This is a genomic window from Corynebacterium sp. SA-MJD20WY100 (assembly GCF_039822565.1).
Lineage (GTDB): Bacteria > Actinomycetota > Actinomycetes > Mycobacteriales > Mycobacteriaceae > Corynebacterium > Corynebacterium phoceense_A.
This window is the reverse complement of the sequence record NZ_JBCJKS010000006.1, coordinates 120,490-143,144: the sequence shown is the minus strand read 5'-3', so window position 1 is coordinate 143,144 and position 22,655 is coordinate 120,490. Positions and strand designations below refer to the sequence as shown.

Annotated in this window: 22 protein-coding genes; 10 read left to right on the top strand and 12 right to left on the bottom strand. The window is 63.2% G+C overall.

Annotated elements, in window-relative coordinates; all coding sequences use genetic code 11:
• Positions 1 to 32: 32 nt before the first annotated feature.
• Complete coding sequence (locus ABJ196_RS05260) at positions 33 to 1,256, top strand: NYN domain-containing protein (RefSeq protein ID WP_347305523.1); 1,224 nt, start codon at positions 33 to 35, stop codon at positions 1,254 to 1,256.
• Between the two features lie 45 nt (positions 1,257 to 1,301).
• On the opposite strand, the gene ABJ196_RS05255 is transcribed toward ABJ196_RS05260, so the two are convergent.
• Both ABJ196_RS05255 and trxA read right to left on the bottom strand, forming a co-directional pair.
• A complete protein-coding gene (locus ABJ196_RS05255) occupies positions 1,302 to 2,066 on the bottom strand; it encodes a PspA/IM30 family protein (protein WP_347305522.1) in 765 nt (254 codons plus the stop codon).
• 80 nt (positions 2,067 to 2,146) lie between these two features.
• Positions 2,147 to 2,548 carry a thioredoxin gene (gene trxA / locus ABJ196_RS05250; RefSeq protein WP_347305536.1) on the bottom strand — a complete coding sequence of 134 codons (402 nt, stop codon included), beginning with the start codon at positions 2,546 to 2,548 and terminating at the stop codon, positions 2,147 to 2,149.
• Between the two features lie 133 nt (positions 2,549 to 2,681).
• Between trxA and ABJ196_RS05245 the strand changes: the two genes are divergently transcribed.
• From ABJ196_RS05245 to ABJ196_RS05230, 4 genes are all read left to right on the top strand, one after another.
• A complete protein-coding gene (locus ABJ196_RS05245) occupies positions 2,682 to 2,876 on the top strand; it encodes a heavy-metal-associated domain-containing protein (RefSeq protein WP_347305521.1) in 195 nt (64 codons plus the stop codon).
• A gap of 121 nt (positions 2,877 to 2,997) precedes the next feature.
• Positions 2,998 to 5,118 (top strand): heavy metal translocating P-type ATPase, encoded by a 2,121-nt coding sequence (locus ABJ196_RS05240; protein WP_347305535.1) that lies wholly within the window; start codon positions 2,998 to 3,000, stop codon positions 5,116 to 5,118.
• Positions 5,119 to 5,169: 51 nt separating this feature from the next.
• The gene (locus ABJ196_RS05235) at positions 5,170 to 6,510 is read left to right on the top strand and encodes an MFS transporter (protein ID WP_066492854.1); all 1,341 of its coding nucleotides are present in this window, start codon (positions 5,170 to 5,172) and stop codon (positions 6,508 to 6,510) included.
• 21 nt (positions 6,511 to 6,531) lie between these two features.
• Positions 6,532 to 7,098, top strand: a complete 567-nt coding sequence (locus ABJ196_RS05230) for a VanZ family protein (RefSeq protein WP_347305520.1) — start codon at positions 6,532 to 6,534, stop codon at positions 7,096 to 7,098.
• 445 nt (positions 7,099 to 7,543) lie between these two features.
• Here ABJ196_RS05230 and dnaB read toward each other — a convergent pair whose 3' ends face one another.
• The 8 genes from dnaB to ABJ196_RS05190 form a co-directional block, all read right to left on the bottom strand.
• Entirely contained in the window at positions 7,544 to 9,025 is a 1,482-nt protein-coding gene (dnaB, locus tag ABJ196_RS05225) for a replicative DNA helicase (RefSeq protein ID WP_257069150.1), read from the bottom strand.
• A gap of 527 nt (positions 9,026 to 9,552) precedes the next feature.
• The gene (rplI, locus tag ABJ196_RS05220; protein ID WP_066492566.1) at positions 9,553 to 10,005 is read right to left on the bottom strand and encodes a 50S ribosomal protein L9; all 453 of its coding nucleotides are present in this window, start codon (positions 10,003 to 10,005) and stop codon (positions 9,553 to 9,555) included.
• Between the two features lie 54 nt (positions 10,006 to 10,059).
• A complete protein-coding gene (locus ABJ196_RS05215) occupies positions 10,060 to 10,674 on the bottom strand; it encodes a single-stranded DNA-binding protein (protein ID WP_347305519.1) in 615 nt (204 codons plus the stop codon).
• A 44-nt stretch (positions 10,675 to 10,718) separates the two neighbouring features.
• A complete protein-coding gene (rpsF, locus tag ABJ196_RS05210; RefSeq protein WP_070594249.1) occupies positions 10,719 to 11,009 on the bottom strand; it encodes a 30S ribosomal protein S6 in 291 nt (96 codons plus the stop codon).
• A gap of 198 nt (positions 11,010 to 11,207) precedes the next feature.
• Complete coding sequence (locus ABJ196_RS05205) at positions 11,208 to 11,414, bottom strand: hypothetical protein (RefSeq protein WP_066492574.1); 207 nt, start codon at positions 11,412 to 11,414, stop codon at positions 11,208 to 11,210.
• Positions 11,411 to 12,781 carry a glycosyltransferase 87 family protein gene (locus ABJ196_RS05200; RefSeq protein WP_347305518.1) on the bottom strand — a complete coding sequence of 457 codons (1,371 nt, stop codon included), beginning with the start codon at positions 12,779 to 12,781 and terminating at the stop codon, positions 11,411 to 11,413. The genes ABJ196_RS05205 and ABJ196_RS05200 overlap by 4 nt, the downstream gene beginning before the upstream one ends.
• 9 nt (positions 12,782 to 12,790) lie before the next feature.
• Positions 12,791 to 14,932, bottom strand: a complete 2,142-nt coding sequence (locus ABJ196_RS05195) for a transglycosylase domain-containing protein (protein WP_347305534.1) — start codon at positions 14,930 to 14,932, stop codon at positions 12,791 to 12,793.
• Between the two features lie 221 nt (positions 14,933 to 15,153).
• Complete coding sequence (locus ABJ196_RS05190; protein ID WP_257036497.1) at positions 15,154 to 15,528, bottom strand: DUF5318 domain-containing protein; 375 nt, start codon at positions 15,526 to 15,528, stop codon at positions 15,154 to 15,156.
• Between the two features lie 132 nt (positions 15,529 to 15,660).
• Here ABJ196_RS05190 and ABJ196_RS05185 point away from each other — a divergent pair, with 132 nt between their 5' ends.
• From ABJ196_RS05185 to ABJ196_RS05170, 4 genes are read left to right on the top strand one after another with little or no spacing between them, the layout of a single operon-like run.
• On the top strand, positions 15,661 to 16,749 hold the full coding sequence (locus ABJ196_RS05185; RefSeq protein ID WP_347305517.1) for an inositol-3-phosphate synthase: 1,089 nt from the start codon (positions 15,661 to 15,663) through the stop codon (positions 16,747 to 16,749).
• Positions 16,750 to 16,783: 34 nt separating this feature from the next.
• Entirely contained in the window at positions 16,784 to 17,269 is a 486-nt protein-coding gene (locus tag ABJ196_RS05180) for a MarR family transcriptional regulator (protein WP_347305516.1), read from the top strand.
• A gap of 48 nt (positions 17,270 to 17,317) precedes the next feature.
• Entirely contained in the window at positions 17,318 to 18,295 is a 978-nt protein-coding gene (locus tag ABJ196_RS05175) for a universal stress protein (protein ID WP_303938042.1), read from the top strand.
• A 9-nt stretch (positions 18,296 to 18,304) separates the two neighbouring features.
• Positions 18,305 to 18,781 (top strand): hypothetical protein, encoded by a 477-nt coding sequence (locus ABJ196_RS05170; RefSeq protein ID WP_347305515.1) that lies wholly within the window; start codon positions 18,305 to 18,307, stop codon positions 18,779 to 18,781.
• On the opposite strand, the gene ABJ196_RS05165 is transcribed toward ABJ196_RS05170, so the two are convergent.
• Both ABJ196_RS05165 and ABJ196_RS05160 read right to left on the bottom strand, forming a co-directional pair.
• A complete protein-coding gene (locus tag ABJ196_RS05165) occupies positions 18,778 to 19,716 on the bottom strand; it encodes a rhodanese-related sulfurtransferase (protein ID WP_347305514.1) in 939 nt (312 codons plus the stop codon). The two genes, ABJ196_RS05170 and ABJ196_RS05165, sit on opposite strands and share 4 nt — an antisense overlap.
• 39 nt (positions 19,717 to 19,755) lie before the next feature.
• Complete coding sequence (locus ABJ196_RS05160; protein WP_347305513.1) at positions 19,756 to 21,252, bottom strand: DUF1846 domain-containing protein; 1,497 nt, start codon at positions 21,250 to 21,252, stop codon at positions 19,756 to 19,758.
• Positions 21,253 to 21,807: 555 nt separating this feature from the next.
• On the opposite strand from ABJ196_RS05160, the gene ABJ196_RS05155 reads away from it, so the two are divergent.
• On the top strand, positions 21,808 to 22,626 hold the full coding sequence (locus tag ABJ196_RS05155) for a DNA-formamidopyrimidine glycosylase family protein (protein ID WP_347305512.1): 819 nt from the start codon (positions 21,808 to 21,810) through the stop codon (positions 22,624 to 22,626).
• Positions 22,627 to 22,655: the final 29 nt, after the last annotated feature.

Below are 22,655 nucleotides of genomic sequence, written 5' to 3'. Positions count from 1 at the left end.
CAAGTTAGCAATGAAGATTTAGGACCGTAACAATGCTTGAGAGAACGTTAGTTTTCGTCGACACCTCTTATTTATTAGCAAGTTTTTATAATGCCTGGGAGACGGGTGCCCGCGCCCAGTTAGAGATTGACCTTCCCGAGGTCGTCAACACCATGGGCACCATGATCGAAAACCAGCTGGACCAAAAGATTCAGCGTCAGTATTGGTATGACGGCATCCCGGATACCGGCCCACACCGCTACCAGCGCGCGCTGCGCACCTGTGACGGCGTGCAGCTGCGCACAGGCCAGCTCATCGAGTGGGGCGACCGCCGCACGCAGAAGGGCGTGGACACGCGTCTCGTCGCAGACATGATCGTCGCCGCCATGAAGCAACAAGTCACGGACTTTGTGCTTGTCTCCGGCGACGCGGACATGATTCCGGGCGTCGAGGAGGCCGTGCTCGCGGGCATTCGCGTGCACCTCTACGGTTTTGGCTGGGACTCCATGTCCTCCAACCTGCGCCACTCCTGCGATACGACCACGATTTTGGACCCGCGCGAGGACTTCGCGGATGCCATGGAAATCCAGGTCCTCGAAGGCCCGCTGCCGCCGGTCATCCGCCACCAGCCGGACGCGGAACAGGCACACAGCGCAGAAGACCAACCGGAGAACACCGAGGAGCCGGCAGTGCCCAGCCCCGACGTCTGTGGCGAACCCTCCGAGGTCGAGGCCGCATTCTCCTCCACGCCGCATGGTATGGCGGAACACCAGCCTGAGCACCGCACGACGGAACAGCCCGAGCACTTCAAGCAGGCCGCGCCTACCGGTGTCCCCACCCCCACGCCCGCCGGGTCCACCACGTCTGCGGAGTCCGCTTCCGACTCCCCGGAGCCTGAGACTCCCGCCGAAGAGAAGCCTGCGAAGCCGGGCCCGTCCGGCCCGCCGAAGCCATCCATGATGGCGCCGCGCCGCAAGCTGCGCTCCCGTTACGTGCCACTGCCGGAGGAGGTCTGGACCTCCGCCGGCTTCCAGACGCCGTTCGACGTGGGCCAGCAATACGCCAGCTGGTGGTTCGACAACGCCGCGACCACCGAGCAGCGCGACCAAGCGCACCTTCTCTCCGGCGGCGGTCTGCCGCCCGAGATCGACCGCCCGCTCCTCCAGTTCGCGTGCGACACACTCCACGAGTACACGCTCACCGAGACCCAGCGCGTGAACTTGCGCGACGGCTTCCACTCCGGCATCCGCGGCGTGCTCCTCAACCGCGACAAGTAAAACAAACCCCCAGTTCACGGGGAACTGGGGGTAACGCGTACGTCACTACTTCTCGGCGTCGACGTCCGGAGCAGCGTCGAGTTCCTTCTTCTTCGCCATGTCGGCGCGGATCTCGGCGAGGCGGGAGCTGGCCTTGAGCTCGGTGTCCGCCTTGGAGAAGTCCTGGATATTGACGTTCCCTGTGCCCTGCATGAGCTCCTGGGCGCCGAGGGCGTCCGTGTAGCGCTTCTCGATCTTGGCGCGGACAGAGTCAAGCGTGGGCGTCGAATCATCCGGGGACAGCTCGTTCATGGAGTCGAGGACCTTCGCGTTGGACTCCTGCATGGCGGCCTGATCGGCCTGCGCCATGAGTTGATCCACCTGGGAGAGCTGCTCACGCAGACGCGCTTCAGATTCCTTCTGCTGCCGCTTCGCCTGCTCCGCGGCCTGCGTTGCCGCCTGGTACTGAGTCTTCATACCCTCGAGCTCCTGCTCGGCGGCGACGAGCTGCGCGGCAACAACCTCTGCAGCCTGGTTATATTCGGTGGCTGCGGTGGAATCACCCTTGGCCGAGGCGGCATCGGCAAGCTCGAGCGCGCGCTGCGTCTGCTCCTGGTACTTCTTCACGGTCTCGACCAGGCGGTTCATCTGCATCTCAAGGCGCGACTGGTTGCCGATAATCTCGCTGGCGTGCTGGGTAATCTCCGCGTGCTGCTTCTTGGCACCCTCGACCGCCTGCTGAATCTGGACCTTCGGGTCTGCGTTCTCATCGATCTTCTGATCGAAAGAAGACATGAGGTACTTCCAGCCCTTGCTCATCGGGTTAGCCATTGTTTCGTACTCCTTATAGTTTCATTAAAAAAGGCGCTTTCCCACGATGATACGTGGGAAAGCGCCGACGTGCGCAGGATTTAGGACTGCTGCGCCTGCTGAGCAGCCACCTGCTTGCGGACCTCGTCCATGTCGAGACCCTCGACCTGACCGATGAGATCCTCGAGCGCGGCCGGCGGCAGGGCGCCTGCCTGACGGAAGACCATCACGCCATCGCGAAACGCCATGAGCGTGGGGATGGACTGGATCTGCAGGGCTGCGGACAGACCCTGGTTAGCCTCGGTATCGAGCTTCGCGAACGTGATGTTCTCGTGCTTCTCCGACGCTGCGTCGTAGACCGGGGCGAAGCGCTTGCACGGACCGCACCAATCGGCCCAGGCGTCAACGAGGACAATGCCCTCGGCGCTAACGGTGGATTCAAAGTCCTTTTCGGTGACGTCGACAGTTGCCATTGCGGTAACTCCTTTTATTAATCGGCTAATTTTGCTTCGCTCTTTCCTATCAACCGTACACGTTCGTGAGTTATTCCCACGGATATTTATCCTTGTAAGATACCCCTAGGGGGTATACGCTGGACAGCGTAAGCACGACAGCCCCGTACGAAGGAGACACATCATGAAGAACTACACCGTCAAGGGCATGACCTGCGGCCACTGCGAGATGTCCGTGAAGGAGGAGGTCGGCGAGATCACCGGCGTCACCGCTGTCACCGCTGACCACGCCACCGGCGCCGTCACCGTCGAGGGTGAGGGCTTCACCGACGAACAGGTCGCCGCCGCCGTCAAGGAAGCCGGCTACGAGCTGGTCTAAGCCTTAGCCTCAAGGCAGCCCGGCGCGCGGCGTGAAAGCGCGCACACACGTGAAAGAAGGAAGGAGTTCCACGGTGACCACTCCCACCGCGCTACACCACATTGATCTCGGGGTGACCGGCATGACGTGCACGTCGTGCTCGTCCCGCGTGGAGCGCAAGCTCAACAAAGTCGACGGCGTGGAGGCCACCGTCAACTTCGCCACGGAAGAAGCCTCCGTGACCTACGACCCCACCACCACGAGCGTCGAGGACCTCATCAAGGTCGTCGAGAACGCTGGCTATGGAGCGTTTTCCATGAGCGAGGATGACGAGCCGGAGAGCGCCGACGATGAGGGCGAGTCCGCCCGCGACGCGCAGACGGACGATCTGCTCCGCCGCACGCTCATCTCCGGCGCGCTCTCGCTGCCAGTCATGCTCGTGTCCATGATCCCGGCTCTCCAGTTCACCTACTGGCAGTGGGCCGCGGCCATTCTCGCGACCATCGTCTACATCTTCGGCGGCGCACCTTTCCACAGGGCGACGTGGACGAACCTCAAGCACGGCTCGTTCACCATGGACACGCTCATCACCATGGGCACCACGGCCGCCTACTCCTGGTCCCTCTACGCACTCTTTTTTGGCAACGCCGGCATGCCCGGCATGAAGATGCACATGACGCTGTTGTCCAACGACGCGGAGATGGACCACATCTACCTCGAATCCGTGGGCATGGTCATCTCCTTCCTGCTGCTCGGCCGCTGGTTCGAGTTCCGCGCCAAGGGGCGGTCTTCGGAGGCACTGCGCTCCCTGCTCAACATGGGTGCGAAGGACGCGTCGGTGCTGCGTGACGGCGTCGAGGTGCGTGTGCCCATCAAGGAACTCCAGGTCGGTGATACCTTCATCGTTCGCCCGGGCGAGAAGATCGCCACGGACGGCATCGTCTCCGCTGGTAACTCCGCCGTAGACGAGTCCATGCTCACCGGCGAATCCCTGCCGGTTGAGGTGTCCGAGGGCTCTCGCGTTACCGGCGCCACCGTCAATGCCTCGGGCCGCCTCGAGGTCCGCGCCACGAAGGTCGGCTCGGACACCGTGCTTGCGCAGATGGCCACGATGGTCAAGGACGCCCAGGCCTCCAAGGCCCCCATCCAGCGCCTCGTAGACAAGATCGCACAGGTCTTCGTCCCCGTTGTCATCGGCATCGCTGTCCTCACGCTCATCGTCCACCTCTTCTTTGGGGGCGTCGCCCCGGCCTTCATCGCGGCGGTCGCGGTCCTCATCATCGCCTGCCCGTGCGCCATGGGCCTGGCTACGCCGACCGCCATCCTCGTCGGTTCCGGCCGCGGCGCTCAGATGGGCATCCTCATCAAGGGCCCGGAGATTCTCGAGTCCACCCGCGAGGTCGACACCATCGTGCTCGATAAGACGGGCACCGTGACCGAGGGCAAGATGACTGTCTCCCACATCGAGGGCGACGTCCTCGATCTCGCCGCCGCCGTGGAGCGCGGCTCCGAGCACCCCATTGCCAAGGCCATCGTCGCCGCCGCCCCGGACGCACCGGAGGCCACTGACTTTGCCTCGGTTCCCGGCCAAGGCGTCGAAGGCACCGTGAACGGCCAGCGCGTCCTCGTCAGCCGCCCGCCAGCAGGCACCGACTACGAGGGCACCGGCACGCTCGTCGCCGTCACCGTGGACGGCGCCGTCAAGGGCACCATCGAGGTCCGCGACATCGTCAAGCCGACCTCGAAGATCGCGATCTCCCATTTCAAGGAGCTCGGGCTCACCCCGCACCTGCTCACGGGCGACAACGAGCACGCTGCGCGGGCGGTGGCACGCGAAGTCGGCATCGACTCCGTCACCGCCGGCGTCATGCCAGAAGACAAGGTAGCGACCATCCAGCGCCTCCAGGAGGAGGGCAAGACCGTGGCCATGGTCGGCGACGGCGTCAACGACGCGGCCGCGCTCGCCCAGGCGGATCTCGGTATCGCCATGGGCACCGGCACGGACGTCGCCATTGAGGCCTCCGATATCACGCTGATGAACGACGACCTCCGCTCCGCCGTGGACGCCATCAGGCTGTCCCGCCGCACCCTCAAGATCATCAAGGGCAACCTCTTCTGGGCCTTCGCCTACAACGTGGTCCTCATTCCGGTCGCGGCCGTGGGGCTGCTCAATCCCCTCTTCGCGGGTATCGCCATGGCCTTGAGCTCGGTCTTCGTGGTGAGCAACTCCCTGCGACTGAAGAATTTCCGCTCTATCGATTAAGAATTTGCACAGAATCTAGCGCCCCCGATTCCGGGGGCCTAATCTTTGTGCATGCCAATTCTTCGACAGAATTCTCTTCCTTTATCTCGCAACGAACGCCTCGATCGCCTGCCGGTCACGGGCAAGCACAAAAAACTCCTCATCGGCTCCGGTATTGGCTGGGCGCTCGACGCCATGGATGTCGGCCTCATTTCCTTCATCATGGCCGCCCTCGCCGTCCACTGGGGCATCACGCCCACCGAGTCCTCGTGGCTCGCCTCCATCGGCTTCATTGGCATGGCCATCGGCGCGACCTTCGGCGGGCTGCTTGCCGATAAGTTCGGCCGCCGCCACGTCTTCGCCCTCACGCTGCTCGTCTACGGTCTCGCCACCGGCGCCTCCGCGCTGTCCACGGGCCTGGTCATGCTGCTCGTCCTCCGCTTCCTCATCGGCCTGGGCCTGGGCGCAGAGCTCCCCGTCGCCTCGACGCTCATCTCCGAGTTCTCTCCGGTCAAGGTCCGCGGCCGCATGGTCGTCCTCCTCGAGGCCTTCTGGGCCGTGGGCTGGATCCTTGCCGCCGTCATCGGCACCTTCGTGGTCGGCGCGCATGACTCCGGCTGGCGCTGGGCCCTCGCGCTGGGCATGGTGCCGGCGTTCTACGCCCTCTACGTGCGCCTCCACCTTCCGGAGTCCGTGCGCTTTCTCGAGTCCCGCGGCCGGCACGAGGAGGCCGAGGAAATCGTCGCCTCCTTCGAGGCCGCCGTCCCCACCGACGCAGAGCTTGCCGATGCCCCCTCCACTCCCACCTTCGCCGAAGACGACGTCACCTCCCGCTCCATTTGGTCACCGTCCCTGCGCGGGCGCACCGCAGCACTCTGGACGGTCTGGTTCTGCGTCAACCTCAGCTACTACGGCGCCTTCGTGTGGATTCCGTCGCTGCTCGTAGCGGACGGCTTCTCACTCGTGAAATCCTTCTCGTTCACTCTCATCATCACGCTGGCGCAGCTGCCGGGCTACGCGATGGCCGCCTGGCTCATTGAGGTCTGGGGCCGACGCGTGACGCTCGCCGCCTTCCTCGTGGGCTCCGCCTGCGCCGCGGGTCTCTACGGATTCGCGCATACGGAATGGCTCATCCTCGTCGCCGGCTGCCTGCTCTCCTTCTTCAACCTCGGCGCGTGGGGCGCGCTCTACGCCGTGGGCCCGGAGCTCTACCCCACGCACCTGCGTGGCGCAGGCACGGGTGCCGCCGCTGGCTTTGGCCGCCTCGCCTCCATCATCGCGCCGCTCCTCGTCCCGCTCATCCTCGCCGGCGCGGGCTCCGGCTGGCTCTTCGCGCTTTTCGCGGCCGCCTTCGCTCTGGCGGCGCTCGCCGCTTTCGCTCTCCCTGAGCAACGCGGCAAGGCGCTTTCCTAAATCTGCTCTACAATCGCGGGCATGCACTCTTCCCGTCTAACCCCCACGCTGGTCCTCGCTCTCGGCGGCTACGTGGGGGTTATCGTTGCCCTCACCCTGCTCAAGGCCTTCTTCCAGATCGGCTACCTGTGGCTGCCCGAGAATCAGGTGGCCCGCGAGATTCGTCTCCGTCCCTTGGCAGAGCTCGACGGCACCTCGTGGTTCGGTCCCGTCTTCGGCTATGGCGGCAACTTCGCGCTCTTCGTCCCGCTGGGCGTCCTGCTCTTCATTCTGCTGCGCCGCATCGGGCCCGTCACCGCGTGGGGCTTCTGCCTCTCGCTCACGGTGGAAACGCTCCAATACGCCTGTGGTCTCGGCCGCAGCGACATCGACGACCTCATGTTCAACACCCTCGGCGCATTCGCCGGCGCCGCCTTCGCCTCCTGGTGCGGGCCACGGTTCCACCGCCTGTGGATCTGGCTGGGCATCCTCGCGACCGCGGTGTTCGTGGTCCTCGCCGCCCTCGGACCACGGCTCGGCGATCCGGACAAGGTGAAGGATGTTTCGGTGTCTTCAGCTACTTCCCAGGAATTGCCAGGTAACGCGTAGCTGCGTGTAGGGCTCCCGCCAGCCTCGTGTCCCATACTGAGTTCATGCGTTTGAGAGGCGCATACCTTTGAGAGAGATAGAGAGAGCCCCAGGTTCCGGGGTGGCGGCGTGAGACACCGCCTAAGGGACCCCTCCTAAGAGAGAAAGAGTCGCCGTGAGCCCCAACCTTCGGGTTGGGGCTCACGGTGTTTTTCGAATCTGAGATTCGGAAGGTCTAGCCTTCGAGGATCGCTTTCAATCGGACAAGGTCCTGCTCCACCGACGCGCAGTCGCGCCCGAAGTCCGCGTCGCTCATCGCGAGCTGCCGGACGGTAAACACGACTTCAATGCCGTGGGATGCGTCAACACCCGCAAAGGATTATTGACCACAGTGCCGTCGGGCAGGCGGGCGTCATGGACAACAGCGCTGAAGTGCCTGCAGCGCATGGTGGCCTTTCGGTGTGGGCTAGCCGCGGGCCATGTTGACGAACTTCGAGTAATGCAGCTGGTGCGCGACCGTCACGGTATCGATGGGGCCGCCGCGGTGCTTAGCCAGGATGATGTCGGCCTCGCCGGCACGCTCGTTATCGCGATCCTGGGAGTCCGGGCGGTAGAGCAACATAACCATATCGGCGTCTTGCTCCAGCGAACCTGACTCACGGAGGTCAGCGAGCTGCGGCTTCTTGTCCGTACGGGCCTCAGGACCACGGTTCAGCTGCGAGATGGCGATGAGCGGAACCTCGAGCTCCTTGGCGAGCAGCTTGAGGCTACGGGAGAACTCCGAGACCTCTTGCTGACGCGACTCAACCTTCTTGCCTGAGCTCATCAGCTGCATGTAGTCGAGGACGATCATGTCGAGGCCATGCTGCTGCTTGATCTTGCGTGCCTTGGTGCGGATCTCCATCATGGTGAGGTTCGGTGAGTCATCGATGTACATCGGCGCGTTGTCGATGCGCGTGATGGTCTCCTCGAGCTTGGACCAGTCTTCCGGCGAAATGCGGCCGGCACGCATATCCGCAAGCTTGACCTCAGACTCCGCGGAGAGCAAACGCATAAGGATCTCGTTCGCGGACATCTCGAGAGAGAAGATGACGGAGGTCTTGCCGTGGTGGAGAGAACACGAGCGCATGAAGTCCATGGCCAGCGTTGACTTACCCACACCCGGACGAGCGGCGACGATGACCATCTGGCCAGCATGGAGACCGTTGGTGAGCTTATCCAGGTCGACGAAGCCTGTGGGAACGCCGAGCTCGACGCCGCCATGTTCCTGCAGCTGTACGAGCTCATCGATGGTGGGCACGATGAGCTCGCTCAGCGGCTTGTAGTCTTCGGACTTCTTGCGCTGCGAGACGTTGAAGACGGCTTGCTGCGCATCGTTAATGACAGCTTCGAGCTCCGCGTCCTCCTGGGCCTCGTAGCCCAGCTGGACCACGCGCGTGCCGGCGTCGATGAGGCGACGGAGGACGGCCTTCTCCGCGACGATTTCCGCGTAGTAGCGTGCATTGGCTGCGGTAGGCACCGAAGCCAGCAGAGTGTGCAAATACGGGGCACCACCGGCGCGCTCGAGCTCACCGTAGCGGTCGAGGCGGCCGCTGAGCACGACGGCATCGATTTCCTTGCCGTCGGCGAACAACGCCATGATGTGCTTGAAGATGATGGCGTGCGCCGGGTAGTAGAAGTCGTCCTCCGTGACGATCTCCGAGACCTCAGACGCCGTGGCCGGGCTCAGCAACATGGCACCCAGGACGCCCTGCTCCGCCTCGCGGTCAGCCGGCGGCTGGCGGAAGTTACCGTACGCGGCATAATCGCCGTCGTTCGTGTGCTTGCCACGGCGGCCGGTGCCGCGGCCGAAGCGGCGCGGTTCCTCCTCCGGCGGCGCGGGCTCCATGGGCCCAAAATCCTCTTCCGGCGGCGCGTAAGTGTCGTCATCAAAACTTGGCGTAGTCACCAGGTGTCCCCTCTTTCATCCGTCTGCATCCCTACTCTAGTTCAGCGTCCTGACACGCCCAGAACGTCTAGTCTCGTCTACCCCCTGGGCACAAATTGCACAGTTATCCACAGAAGCCTGTAGAAACCCGAGGTGGTTAACAGAAGAAGATGCATTTCCCGTGGTCAGGCCTGTGGATAACTCCCACCGGCTCTGACCTGCGACGATCGTTTGTGCAGGTCAGGACCATGTATTGTGGTTGTGAAAATCCTCACTAGATCGGTGGATAAGTGCCTTCACCTGCGGAAAAGGAGCCATGGCCGGAACGTAAAAATTTGGTAAATGACAACAAGTTATCCACAGGTCGCGCGAGTTATCCACAATTTCAGCGGCGAGCGGCCACGGACAGGAAAAATGCCACAGCGCCCCGTGCGCAATGCGGGAAGCCATCACCTCACATGATGGCCAGCCCGCGGCGCGGGGCGCTGCGGCGTGCTGTTGTCTTTGGGTCTAGACGCTACACGAGCGTAGACCGTCGTGCGCCAAAATTAGGCAGCGACGACCGAGAAGTTCACCTTGCCGAGAACGTCAGCGTGCAGCTTGAGCTCGACCTGGTAGTTGCCAGTCTTCTTAACGAGGCCCTTGGGAAGCACAACAATGCGCTTATCCAGCTTGGGGCCACCGGCGGTTTCGACCGCGGCAACGATGTCCTCTGCGGACACGGAACCGAAGAGCTTGCCCTTCTCCGAGGTCTTCACCGGCACCTTGATGTCGGTGAGCTGCTCGAGCTGGGTGCGAATCTCGCGTGCGTGGTCCAGGTCGCGGATTGCGCGAGCTTCCTGGGCGCGCTTGATGCCCTCGATCTGCTTCTCAGCACCACGGGTGGCAACGATGGCCAGACCGCGCGGAAGCAGGTAGTTACGTCCGTAGCCGTCCTTAACCTCAACAATATCGCCTGCGGCGCCGAGGTTCTCAACGGCAGCGGTGAGGATCAGCTTCATGATCCCTGCCTTTCAATTGAGTCTTTAATAATTTGGATTGCGTGTAAAACAGCTTTAGAACGGGGGCTCATCAGCGGCGCCGCCAAAGCCGCCGGCCGGCGGGGCGGAGTTCCACGGATCGTTAGCGGGTGCCTGCTGCTGCGATTGCTGGCCAAAGTTCTGGTTGTTGTTACCACCAAAACCGCCCTGCGATTGCTGCTGCTGGCCGGCATTGCTATTGCCGCCGCCAAAGCCGCCACCGAAGTTGCCGCCGCCCTGGTTATTGTTATTGCCGCCGCCGTAGTTGCCGTTGCCGCCCTCACGGGGGTTACGGGCAACCTGCGCGGTGGCATAACGCAGGGACGGACCGACTTCGTCAACGTCGATCTCGAAAACCGTGCGGTTTTCACCTTCGCGGGTCTGGTAAGAACGAGCCTTCAGGCGACCGGTCACGATAATGCGCATGCCTTTCGTGAGGGTCTCGGCCACGTTCTCCGCCGCTTGGCGCCACACGTTGCAAGTGAGGAACATTGCTTCGCCGTCTTCCCACTGGTTCGTCTGCGAGTTGTAGCGACGAGGGGTCGAGGCGACGCGGAAGTTAGCAACAGCTGCTCCCGCCGGGGTAAAACGCAGTTCCGGGTCAGCAACGATGTTGCCGACGACCGTGATGTTGGTATCTCCCTGAGCCATGATGTCTCCTTACAAGCGTTGGTTACTGATGTACCCAGTATCCGCTATTTGCTGTCAGTGCGCAGAACCTTGGTACGCAGAACGTTGTCGTTCAGGTTCAGACGACGATCGAGCTCGAGCACGGATGCGGACTCGCACTCGAGGGTGACGACGGCGTAGATGCCTTCGTCCTTCTTGTTGATCGGGTAGGCCAGACGGCGCTTGCCCCAGATATCAACGTTTTCTACCTTGCCGTTCTCTTCACGCACGGTGGAGAGGAACTTGTCCAGGGACGGGGCAACGGTGCGCTCATCCTGGGTAGGATCCAGAATGATCATGACTTCGTAGTGACGCACGGACCTCATCACCTCCTATGGTCTAGTAATTGTTTTCGGCCACATCACCTTTGCGGATGTGGCAGGAGGGTTCGTTGCGTCAAGCAACCCCACGAGAATACCCCACATGCAGGTAAAAACGGAAATCACCGCCGGCCCCTGCGGGGCAGGCGGCAAATGACAAAAGTGTAATTCCAAAGTGTGGTTCTGGACCCCGAGTTACGGCAGCTGCTGGCCGCCGGGCGCGGCGAAGAAGACGGCCGTTCCCGCCGGAATGATGGTGAGGAACACCAAGGCGAGAAGCCCCAGCACGATGGGCACCGTGCGGTTGGATCCCGGCTCGCCCTTCTGGAACGTGTAATAGGCACCCATCACGCAGCAAAAGCCGATGACGATGGACACGATGCCCACGATAGTGAAGGTCATTTTGCGAAGTCTCCTGCTAGTAGATCGGTGCCATTGTCCGCGAGCACCTTGTCGCGGCTCTTGCCCAGCATCTGACGGATGACGAGCACGGCAATGGCGAGGATGAAGCCGTCGCGCAGACAGATGGCGAGGTCGAGCATCTCGCCCGGCAGGCCCTTGTTCTCCACGCCATGCATGTGGAGCATGAGGATGGGCCAGACGAGGGCGTCGAAGAAGCCCCACGTGAAGATGAGCCGCCAGTTGGGCAGCGCGAGGACGGCCGGCACGAGCAGCCACAGCGAATACTGCGGCGACCACACCTTGTTGAGCATGAGGAAGGCCACGAGGATGAGGAAGACGAGCTCCGCCACGCGTGGGGTGCGCTGGGTCCGCAGGCCAAAGATGAGGATGCCCACGCACAGCGCGAGGAAGCCCACGAGCGAGAAGGCGTTGACGAACTCGGCTGACATGGGCAGGTTGGGGAAGTTGCGCGCAATCATCGCGTAGACCGTCGTCCACTCCCAGCCACGCGTGGAGTTGAGGCGGAAGAACTCGTACCAGGCATCCGGGTAGAGCAGCGCGATGGGGATATTGACGACTGCGGCCGCACCCACGGCGCCGCCGAGCAGCTTGAAGAAGGGCACGAAGCGACGGTGACGGATGGCGAGCACGAGGAACGCGCCGAGCATGAACAGCGGCCACATCTTAAACGCGAAGCCCAGGCCGATGAGGACGCCGCCCAGCCAGTTCTTGCGCTTGCTCACGGCGAGCAGCGCGGCGACGGCCAACGTGATAGACGGGATGTCCCAGTTGGTGAAGCCATGCATGATGACGAGCGGGCTCGCGGCGACGAGCAAGCCGTCCCAGAGACGGTTGCCGAGGAGCTCGCCCACCATGCGCAGGGTCGCCACCCACATGATGGCCATCGTGAGCGCGGTGAGCGCGAAGTACCAACCAGCGTCGGCGACGGCCCACGAGACGAGTGGATACGTCGTGCGCGCGAGCCAGCCCTCAAAGCCTTGGAAGAGGCCAGCGAGGACCGGGTACTCCATGTAGCGAGTGAGATCGCCCTCCTGCCACGAGTACGCGTAGACGAAGCCCGGCCTGTCCAGACCGCGTCCGCCATAGAGCGGAATGATGTCGTTGTAGCAGAACGAGGAGTACTGGCGCGCGCCCGCCCAGTTGAGCGAGACCGTGCCGTCCTCGTTCTTGATGCCGCCCGCGCAGTTGGCCTTGGCCAAGTACGCGAAAGCGAGGAAGACCCAGCCGACGGAGAGAACCCACCGCATGGCGTTGACGGGACGCGAAGCATGCGTGCCGCGCGGGCCACCAAAGAAATCAACTAGCCCGCGGGCGAGAGGCTCCCGGGAGAGAGTAGTGACGGTCACGCGCGCGGCCTACTGGTTGAGGAAGTCGTTGACGGCATCGTTGAGCTCATTGCCCAGCTGTGTGAGCGCATCCTGATTTCCGCCGCCCGCCGTACCGCCGCCGGTGCCATTCTCCGCCGGTGCAGCCGGGGCCGCGGGAGCGGCGGGCGACTCCTGGTCGCCCGCGGGGGCATCGGCAGGACTTTCGGCAGCCGGGGCATCGGAAGCAGCGGCGTCATCCGTCGAGGAATCCGACCACGTATTGGAAGACCCGGAGGACCAGGACGGGTCATAGTAGTAGCCGGAACCCGCCGTGCCCGTGCCGTAGCGGACCGGGACGGCGTCGGGGAAGTACTCGAAGTCCTGGTTCTCGAGCGAGGTGTCGAGGATGGACTTCCAAATCTGCGTCGCAGCGCCGGAGCCGTACATGATGCCGCCCCAGGCGTTGTAGATAGCAGACGTGTTGTCGGCGGTGCCGACCCACACGGCAGTAGCCAGCTGCGGGGTGGAACCAATCATCCACGTGTCGCGGTTCGCGCCAGTATCACCCAGCTGCGAGGTACCGGTCTTCGCGGCGGATGGACGGCCGCCCGCCAGCGCGCCATTGGACCAACCTGCGATGGGCTCCATGGCCTCGATGACGTTGCGGGCCACCTGCTTGGACACGCGGCGCTCGCCAGTGTCCTCCGGGCGCTCGTAGAGCACCTCGCCGGAGGAATCCGTCACGCGCTGCACGAAGTGAGTGTCGTGCCAGATGCCATCGTTGGTCAGTGTCGCGACGACGGTCGCCATGTCGATGGCGCGGGACGGGTACTGGCCCAGGATGATGCCGTCGTACGGACGCTGGCCTTCCTCGCTCAGCGTCTTATCGCCATTGGCGAAGGTCGGGGCGATGCCCAGGGCGTGGCCCATGTCCGCGGTGTCCTGCGACTTATTCGCAAGGTCCGCCTGGAGGCGCTGGAAGGACGTGTTGTAGGAGTGCTTCAGCGCTTCCTTGAGCGAACAGCTACCGCACGAGGCGCCGTCGACGTTGTTGACAATGATATTCGTTCCTTCAAGCTGGTACGGCGCGGAGGAGTAGTACGTGTCCGTGCTAATTCCCTGCTGGACAGCTGCGGCGAGACCGATGATCTTGAAGGTCGAGCCGGTCTGCATGGGAGCATTGGCATAATCCCAGCCGTTGGCGTCGTGACCGCCGAAGTAGCCGCGCACAGCGCCCGTCTTCGGGTCGATGGTCACGGCTGCGGCGCGGGCATCTTCCTGGAGCGGAGCGAGGGCGGTATCGGCGGCATCGAGAGACGCGTTCTGGACGTTCATGTCGATGGTCGTCGTAATCTGCAGGCCACGGGTCTGCACGTCTTCCTCGGTGATGCCGATGGTGCCAAGCTCGGCGATGACCTGGTTCTTGATGTGGCCGTTGGCGCCGGTGGCCTCCGTGTACGCGGAGTACTCAGAGGGGTCGCGCGTCTGCGGGAACTGCATCGCGGCGCGCTCCGAGGCGTCGAGGACGCCCATCTCCACGAGTCCGTCAAGGACGTAATTCCAGCGCTCAACGGAGGCCTCAGGATCGACGGCCGGGTCGAGAGCAGACGGCGCCTGGATGACGCCGGCGAGCAGCGCGGACTCTTCCGTGGTGAGGTCCTCGACGTTCTTATTGAAGTAGGCGTTGGACGCCGCCTGGATACCGTAGGCGTTGCGACCGAAGTAGACCGTGTTGAGGTACGCGTTGAGAATGGTCTGCTTGTCCCACTCGTTGGTCATCTTGATGGAGTAGATGAGCTCACGAGCCTTGCGCACGTAGGACCGCTCGTTGCCCACGAGCGTGTTCTTCACGTACTGCTGGGTAATCGTCGAACCACCACCGGCGGTGGGGTTGCCGGTGAGCTGACCCACGATGGCGCGGCCGAAACCGGTGAAGGAAAAACCGGAGTTCGTCCAGAACTCGCGGTCCTCAGCGGCCAAGGCCGCATCCTGCATGTGTTGCGGAACCTGCTCAAGCTTGACCTGCGTGCGGTTGCCCTCCGGTGGGACGAGGCGGGCGAGCTGCGTCTGACCGTCGTTCGCGTAGATGGTGGCAATCTGCTTATTCGCCAGTTCCTGGGGTTCAGGAACCTTGTACTGCGAGTACGCGAAAGCAAACAGACCCAGCGGGATGAGGATCGCCGCGAGCAGGACGATCAGCACGATCCACGGCCAGCGGCGGCGCTTCTTCTTCGTCGGCTGTGCGGCCTTAGCACGCGTCGTCGCAGCTGACGTGTTGTCGAGAGCCTGACGGCCCCGGGACTCGCCGGTGCTCTTCGGTTGTTCGGAATCGGTCACCTGTGCGCCTTTTCTTCAAGTGGTGGAGAGGTATCTCTTTAAACTTTAAAACTTAACACGCAATCCTGGGATTCCTAATAGACCGTGGCCGTTTCCAGCAGATGGTTCCAGTGACATGTAGGACACACTTCCACGGCGTGGACGGTGAATTCCTCCCCGCGGGCGGCGAGCTCTGCGCCGATTTCCGCGATTTCGGCGGGCGGGCGGGCGCTCCCGGCGCGCCGTCCGAGGACGTCGCCGAAGATCCAATACGTCACGCGCATGGAGCTTGCGCAGATCGGACACGGACGCGGGGAGTCCACGCCGTGATGGGTGGCGGCGGCGCGCAGCAAGAAGTCCGCGTCGCAGATCTCGTCGCGCTGGAGTCTGCCTTCCCGAAAATCGCGCAGGTGCGCCGCCCGTTCCCACGCGTGGGAGACAGGGTGCTTGGTTCGAACTCCGGGAATCACGGCACCCAGCCTAACCCACGCTTCCCCACACAGGGCTTCAACGATCCAGTCTCTCCAAGTCCCCACTTCTGCCGAATTCCCCGCTAGCTTGGCTCCCGGAAGCGCGATAGTCGCGCGGAAAGGAAATACCGCATGTCACAGAAAGTACGCGTCGCCATTGCCGGCGTGGGCAACTGCGCCACGTCGCTCATCCAGGGCGTGGAGTTCTACCGCGACACCCCGGCGGAGCAGAAGATCCCGGGGCTCATGCACACCGTCTTCGGCGGCTACCATGTAGGCGACGTCGACTTCGTCGCTGCCTTTGATGTGGACGCGGCCAAGGTGGGCCACGACCTCGCAGATGCCACCCGCACGGAGACGTCCTGCACGATCACCATCGCGGACATCCCGGAGTTGGGCGTGACCGTCCAGCGCGGCCCGACGCTCGACGGCCTGGGCACACACTACCGCGAGGTCATCGAGGAGTCCGAGGCCGAGCCGGTGGACGTGGCGCAGGCGCTGCGCGACGCCCAGGTGGACGTCCTCGTGTCCTACCTGCCGGTGGGCTCAGAGGAGGCGGATAAGTTCTACGCTCAGGCCGCGCTCGACGCAGGCTGCGCCTTCGTCAACGCCCTACCCGTCTTCATCGCCTCGGATCCGAAGTGGGCCCAGAAATTCACGGACGCGGGAGTGCCCATCGTGGGCGACGACATCAAGAGTCAGGTGGGTGCCACGATTACCCACCGCGTCCTGGCCAAGCTCTTCGAGGACCGCGGCGTGCGCCTTGACCGCACCATGCAGCTCAACGTGGGCGGCAACATGGACTTCAAGAACATGCTCGACCGCACGCGCCTCGAGTCGAAGAAGGTCTCCAAGACTCAGGCGGTGACCTCCAACCTCCACGAGTCCCCGCTCGCGGGCAAGGTCCATGACCGTAACGTCCACATCGGCCCCTCGGACTACGTGCCGTGGCTGGACGACCGCAAGTGGGCCTACGTGCGCCTCGAGGGCTCGGCCTTTGGCGAGGTTCCGCTCAACCTCGAGTACAAGCTGGAGGTCTGGGACTCCCCCAACTCCGCCGGCGTCATCATCGACGCGGTGCGCGCCGCGAAGATTGCACTCGACCGCGGCCTGGGCGGCCCCATCCTGCCTGCCTCCTCCTACCTCATGAAGTCCCCGCCGGTGCAGCTGGGTGACGAGGAGGCCCGCGCACAGCTCGAGGCCTTCATTCGCGGGGAGTAGCCAGAATGCGGCGGCTCCGATATATTTAGTTTCTATGAATGAACAAAATGCGGAGTCGCCCTCGAGCTTCGAGGACGCGCTCGAGGTGTCTGAGGAGCTGCAGCCAGCGCTGAACAAGCTCATGGTCATCTTCCAGCGCACGACGGAGGGCTCGCGGCTCACCACCTCGCAGGTTTCCATCATGAACCAGCTCAAGCGCCGTGGCCCGTCCCGCGTGTCCGCCATCGCGGAAGCCGAGCTCATTCGCATGCCCACCGCTTCGAATGCCTTGTATCAGCTGGAGTCGCGCGGCTTCGTCGAGCGCATGCGGGATGAAAAGGACCGCCGCGGCGTCCTCGTCGCTCTCACGGAGTTGGGCGAGGCCGAACTCAACACCGTCTCCCGCCAGCGCGCGGAGGCGCTCGCGCACATCCTCTGTTGGCTCGACCCCGAGGATCTAGAGACGGCCAGCAAGGTTTCGGGGCTTATCAGCCGCCTGGCTACCGTTTATCAGCCGCCGCGATTTTCCCAAAACGGATAGGGGCCGCTAATAATAGAGGAAAGCACGCTCCTCATTGATTCGGTGACTATGGCTAAAAAATCCGCGGCATCCCCGCCCGCTCTGGCAGACCCCTCGGTTCCCCTGCGTCTTCTCGTCTTGTGGAACCCGGCCGCGCCTGGCGCGGAGCAGTCCACCGGCGCCATCGACGTCGCCGCGTGGCTCGGCCGCAGCACCCGCGTACGCGTGCGCGTCGCCTCCACCTTCGTGCAACCCTGGACTTCGGCCCCATTCGCCAAGCTGGGCGGCAAGTATAAGAAGTGGCTCAAAGCAGAATCGTCCGCCTACGCAGATGCCGTACGCAAGCGGCTCGCAGACTCCACGCTGGAGAAGAAGCACTGGGACAAAGAGCCTTCCGCCCTCCTCGTCGGCCCCAGCCAGCCGCGTTTGCTTACCGATGCCGCCGCGGACTTCAAGGCGGACATCATCCTGCTCGGCCCTCATCAAGCCTCGCCCAAGCACCGCCTCCTCGCCGGGTCTACCGCGGATAGCCTCTTGCACTACTCCCCCGTCGCCGTAGGGCTCGCTCCCACTGATGCCAAGCTCGCCAAGGGCGGCGTCAAGCGCATCAACTTTGCGTTCAGCGAAGACCACCACGAGGGACAGCACCGCGCCCTGCGCCAGGCAGCCTCGCTCGCCGCACGCCTCGGCGTCCCGCTGCGTCTCGTCGCGTTCTCACCCACCGGGCTCATCCACCCGCCGCTCAACGCGCAAGTCGACGTCACGAAGAAGCTCGCCACGGAGTGGCACGAGCACACGCTCTCCCTCCTCGATCGCGCCACGGATCTCGTCCAGGACGAATTCCCGCAGCTCGAGGTCTCCTCCGTACTCGGCTCCGGCGCAGGCTGGCAAGGCGCCGTGGACGCGGTGAAGTGGAAGAAGTCTGACCTCATGGTCTTCGGTTCCAACCCCATCTCTCCCTTTGCCCGCGTCTTCTTAGGCTCGCGCGCCACGGAGCTCCTCCCCCACCTCACGGTCCCCGTCCTCGTCATTCCGTCTGAGGCTTAGACTACAACTATGACCAGGCCTGAGCATCCGGAAAACGACCTCGACTCGCTCCTAGATTCCATGAACAAGCGGCCACCCGAGCCGCATACGTTCGACGAGCTTGCCGATGCCCCCGATCCCCTCGAGCTCGCCCGCGCCTCCCGCCGCTCCACGCGGCAGGCCATCATCTTCCCGCTCATCATCGTCGCTGTCTCGCTGCTCATCGGCCTCGGATCGCTACCGCTTATCCGCTCCTTCGGCGGGCCGCTCTGCGAAGCCGGCGAGGCAGACTGGCTGTGCACCGATACCGCGCGGTGGATCTGGATGCCGCTGGCCATGCTCACCCCCACCATCGGCATGGTGGGCTCCGGCGTCATCATGATGCGCAAGCTCAACGGCTACGTCCGCTGGTTCGTCTGGATGGGCACCTTCTGGTTCTGCGCCCTGCACTTCATGCTCTGGGGCATCGATGTGCTTCAGGTTTTCCTCGACGCGCAGAATCTCTAGGACGCGCGTCCAGCTGCGAGCTGCGCTGCGACCTCCGCGCAGTCCGGACGTCCGCAGTGCTGCGTCTCGACATTCAAGGCGCAGTCATCGCAGATGAGCACCTGGCGGCGGCAGGTGTCCTCGTTGATGCAGTTGTGGAAGGTATTAGTTGCCGAACCACAGTGGACGCAGTGACCGAGCTGGATAAAGCCGGGGTCTTCGAGGCCCTGGCCAAACTCGTGGTGCATGCGGCCGTCGAAGACGTAGAGCGAGCCCTCCCACAGGCCGTCGTTGCCGAACTTCTCGCCATAGCGGACGATACCGCCGTCGATTTGGTAGACCTCTTTGAAGCCGCGGTTCTTCATGAGCGAGGAAAGAATCTCGCAGCGAATACCACCCGTGCAGTAAGACACGACCGGCTTGTCCTTCATCCAGTCGTACTTGCCGGACTCGAGTTCCTCGATAAAGTCGTGCGTCGTGGTGACGTCCGGGACGACGGCGCCCTTGAATTTGCCGATCTCGGCTTCCATGGCGTTGCGGCCATCGAAGAAGACGACCTCGTCGCCGCGTTCTTCCACCAGCTTATTGACTTCTTCCGGCTTGAGGTGGACGCCGCCGCCGATGACGCCGTTCTCGTCGACTTTGAGCTCGCCCGGCGCGCCGAAGGCCACGATCTCGTCGCGGACCTTGACGGACAGGCGCGGGAAGTCGTCTGCGCCGCCCTCGGACCACTTGAACTCCATGCCTTTGAAGCCCGGGTACTCCTTGGTCACGCGCACGTAGCGCTTACACGCCTCCATATCGCCGCCCACGGTGCCGTTGATGCCATGCTCGGAGATGAGGATGCGCCCCTTGAGTCCCAGGGACTCGCACAGGGTGCGCTGCCACAACATGACAGCCGTGGGATCCGCGATGGGAGTAAAGGCGTAGTAGAGGAGAATTTTGCTGATGCTCACTCCTGCAATTCTAAGCGTGAGCACAGCAGATTCCAGAATCTAGCGCTTCTGGTAGAGCGCGGACTTACGCGCGAAGACCGGGTCCGAGGTGACGAGCACGCCGAGGTTGCGGAAGATGCCCTCGTCGACGGAACCCAGGATGGTCGTAGTGTGGACGTCACAGCCGTCGAGGTTCTTGAGCTGCTCGAGTGCCAGGCGCGCGTTCTCGTCCTTGGCGGCCGACACAGACAGGGCGATGAGCACCTCGTCCGTGTGCAGGCGCGGGTTGCGTGAGCCCAGGTGCTTCGTCTTCAGCGTCTGAATCGGCTCGATGGACTCCGGCGAAAGCAGGTGGATGTCGTCATCGATGCCCGCGAGGTGCTTGAGCGCGTTAAGCAGCATGGACGAGGAACAGCCGAGCAGATCGCTCGTGCGGCCGGTGATAACGGTGGCATCGGCAAGCTCGATGGTGGCAGCGGGCTCGCCGGTCTCTTCGGCCTTGGCGCGAGCCGGGGCCACAACGGGACGGTCGATGGCCTTGATGCCAGCCTTCGCCATGACGATGGCGGCGCGATCCGACATCGTGGTGTCGAGGCCCAAGCGGGCCTCCTCGACGAGCGCCTTGAAGTAGCGGCGGATGATCTCCTGCTTCGAAGCGGCGCGGCAGACCTCGTCGTCCGTGATGCAGAAGCCGGCCATATTGACGCCCATGTCCGTGGGCGACTGGTAGGGCGTGCCGCCGGTGAGCTTCTCCAGCATGGTCTTGAGCAGTGGGAAGGCCTCGACGTCGCGGTTGTAATTGACCGTGGACTCGCCATAGGCAGTGAGGTGGAAGTGGTCGATGATATTCGCGTCGTTGAGGTCGACCGTTGCGGCCTCGTACGCGAGGTTGACGGGATGCTCGAGCGGCAGGTTCCAAATGGGGAAGGTCTCAAACTTCGCGTAACCGGCCTTTACGCCGCCCCGGATCTCGTGATAGACCTGGCTCATCGCGGTAGCAAGCTTGCCGGAGCCGGGGCCCGGGGCGGTGACAACGACAAGGTCGCGCGTGGTAGGCGCGAACTCGTTGCGGCCGAAACCCTCGTCCGAGACGACGAGGTCGAAGTCCGCCGGGTAGCCCGGGATGACGCGGTGGCGCGAGACCGTAAGCCCCAAGCGCTCAAGGCGATCGATGAACGCCTCCGCCATCTTGTTGCCCTCTTCGAGCTGCGTCATGACGACGTTCTGGACAAGGAAGCCGCGGCCGCGGAAGACGTCGATGAGGCGCAGAACGTCGTCTTCGTAGAGGATGCCCAGATCCGCACGGACCTTCTGGCGCTGGATGTCCTTGGCGTTAATGCAGATGAGGATCTCAACGTCGTCCTTGATGCGCTCCAACATCGCAATCTTGTTGTCCGGCGTGAAACCGGGCAGGACGCGGGAAGCGTGCATATCGTCGAAGAGTTTGCCGCCCATCTCCAGGTAGAGCTTGCCGCCGATTTCTTTGCGGCGGGCGTTGATATGTTCGGACTGGAGCTCGATGTATTTCTCGCGGTCAAAGCCGATAGCGTGCGTCATGTAGTGGTGCCTTCCGGGGCGCTCGAGGGGTCCATCAAACACCGCGTTGCCGCGGGTCTGGGACGTCTAACATTCCGCACGAAAAGCTTACACGCGTCCGAGTTTCCTTTTTGAAAGCCCAGTTCAACCGGATTATTTCGCCGCCAGACAAGAAAGGAGGAAGCGCCACGGCGCTGCCACAAAGTGTAGGGCTGGCAACGAGGGGCGCTTCCTCTGGTTCTCTTACCGTGGCGAAGTTTAAAGCCATTCCCAGGCTGTCACTCAGGTGACTAATCACGATTATGCACGAGAAAAGCGAAATGTCCTCAGCATTTTGTTGATATGTCGCCGTCTCATGTAAACGCCAGCAACATAATCTGCGCGTGAACTGCGTTAACAGTGTAAACCTACGGACGGAACACCGTATTATGAACTACATCACACCGCGTCGCGGGCCGGATTGTTGCCCATACTTTTCACTCTCTTTGCTTCGGCCAATAGGTGGAAGCGCATGGTGGTACCAGGAAAGTACGGTAGACAAGCCAGGTTTCAATCCTGGTGTCTACGATAAAAATCATGCCCGAAGGTCACCTCATCCATCATCTCGCGAACCGCCTCAACGCGCAGCTGCGCACCGGCCCGCTGAGCGTCACGAGCCCGCAAGGACGCTTCGCCGCTGAGGCCGCGCTTCTCGACGGCACGACCATCGACTTTGCAGAGGCCCGCGGCAAGCACCTCTTCATTCACTTCGACGCCCCCGCGCCGGAGCACACCGTCCATATCCACTTAGGCCTCATCGGCAAGCTCTACTTCGAAGCCCCAGAGGATGACTGGGGACAAATCCGCCTGCATATCAGCAATGAGACGGAGGCCGCGAACCTGCGCGGTCCGCAATGGTGCCGGCTCATCACAGACGCTGAATACGACGCCGCACTGAAGAAGATCGGCCAAGATCCCGTGCGCGAGGACGCCGACCCAGAGCTTCTCTGGACCAAGGTGCACCGCTCCGCACGTTCCGTAGGCTCGTTGCTCATGGACCAACACCTCTTTGCCGGGGTGGGCAATATTTACCGGGCGGAGGTCCTCTTCCGCCAGGGCATCTCACCGTTCACGCCGGGCAAGGCGCTCACGCGCGCAGAATTCGACGCCCTGTGGGACGACCTCGTGACACTCATGCGGATTGGCGTGCGCGACGCCCGTATCGACACAGTGCGTCCCGAGCACACCCCGGAGGCCATGGGCCGCCCGCCGCGCAAGGACGACCACGGCGGCGAGGTCTACGTCTACCGCCGCGAAGGCATGGCCTGCTACGTGTGCGGCTCCCCCATCCACGAACAGACCATGGACGGGCGCAACCTTTTCTGGTGCCCCACGTGCCAGCCAACCGTGGACTAACTAACCGAACGGTGATTGTTATGGAATCG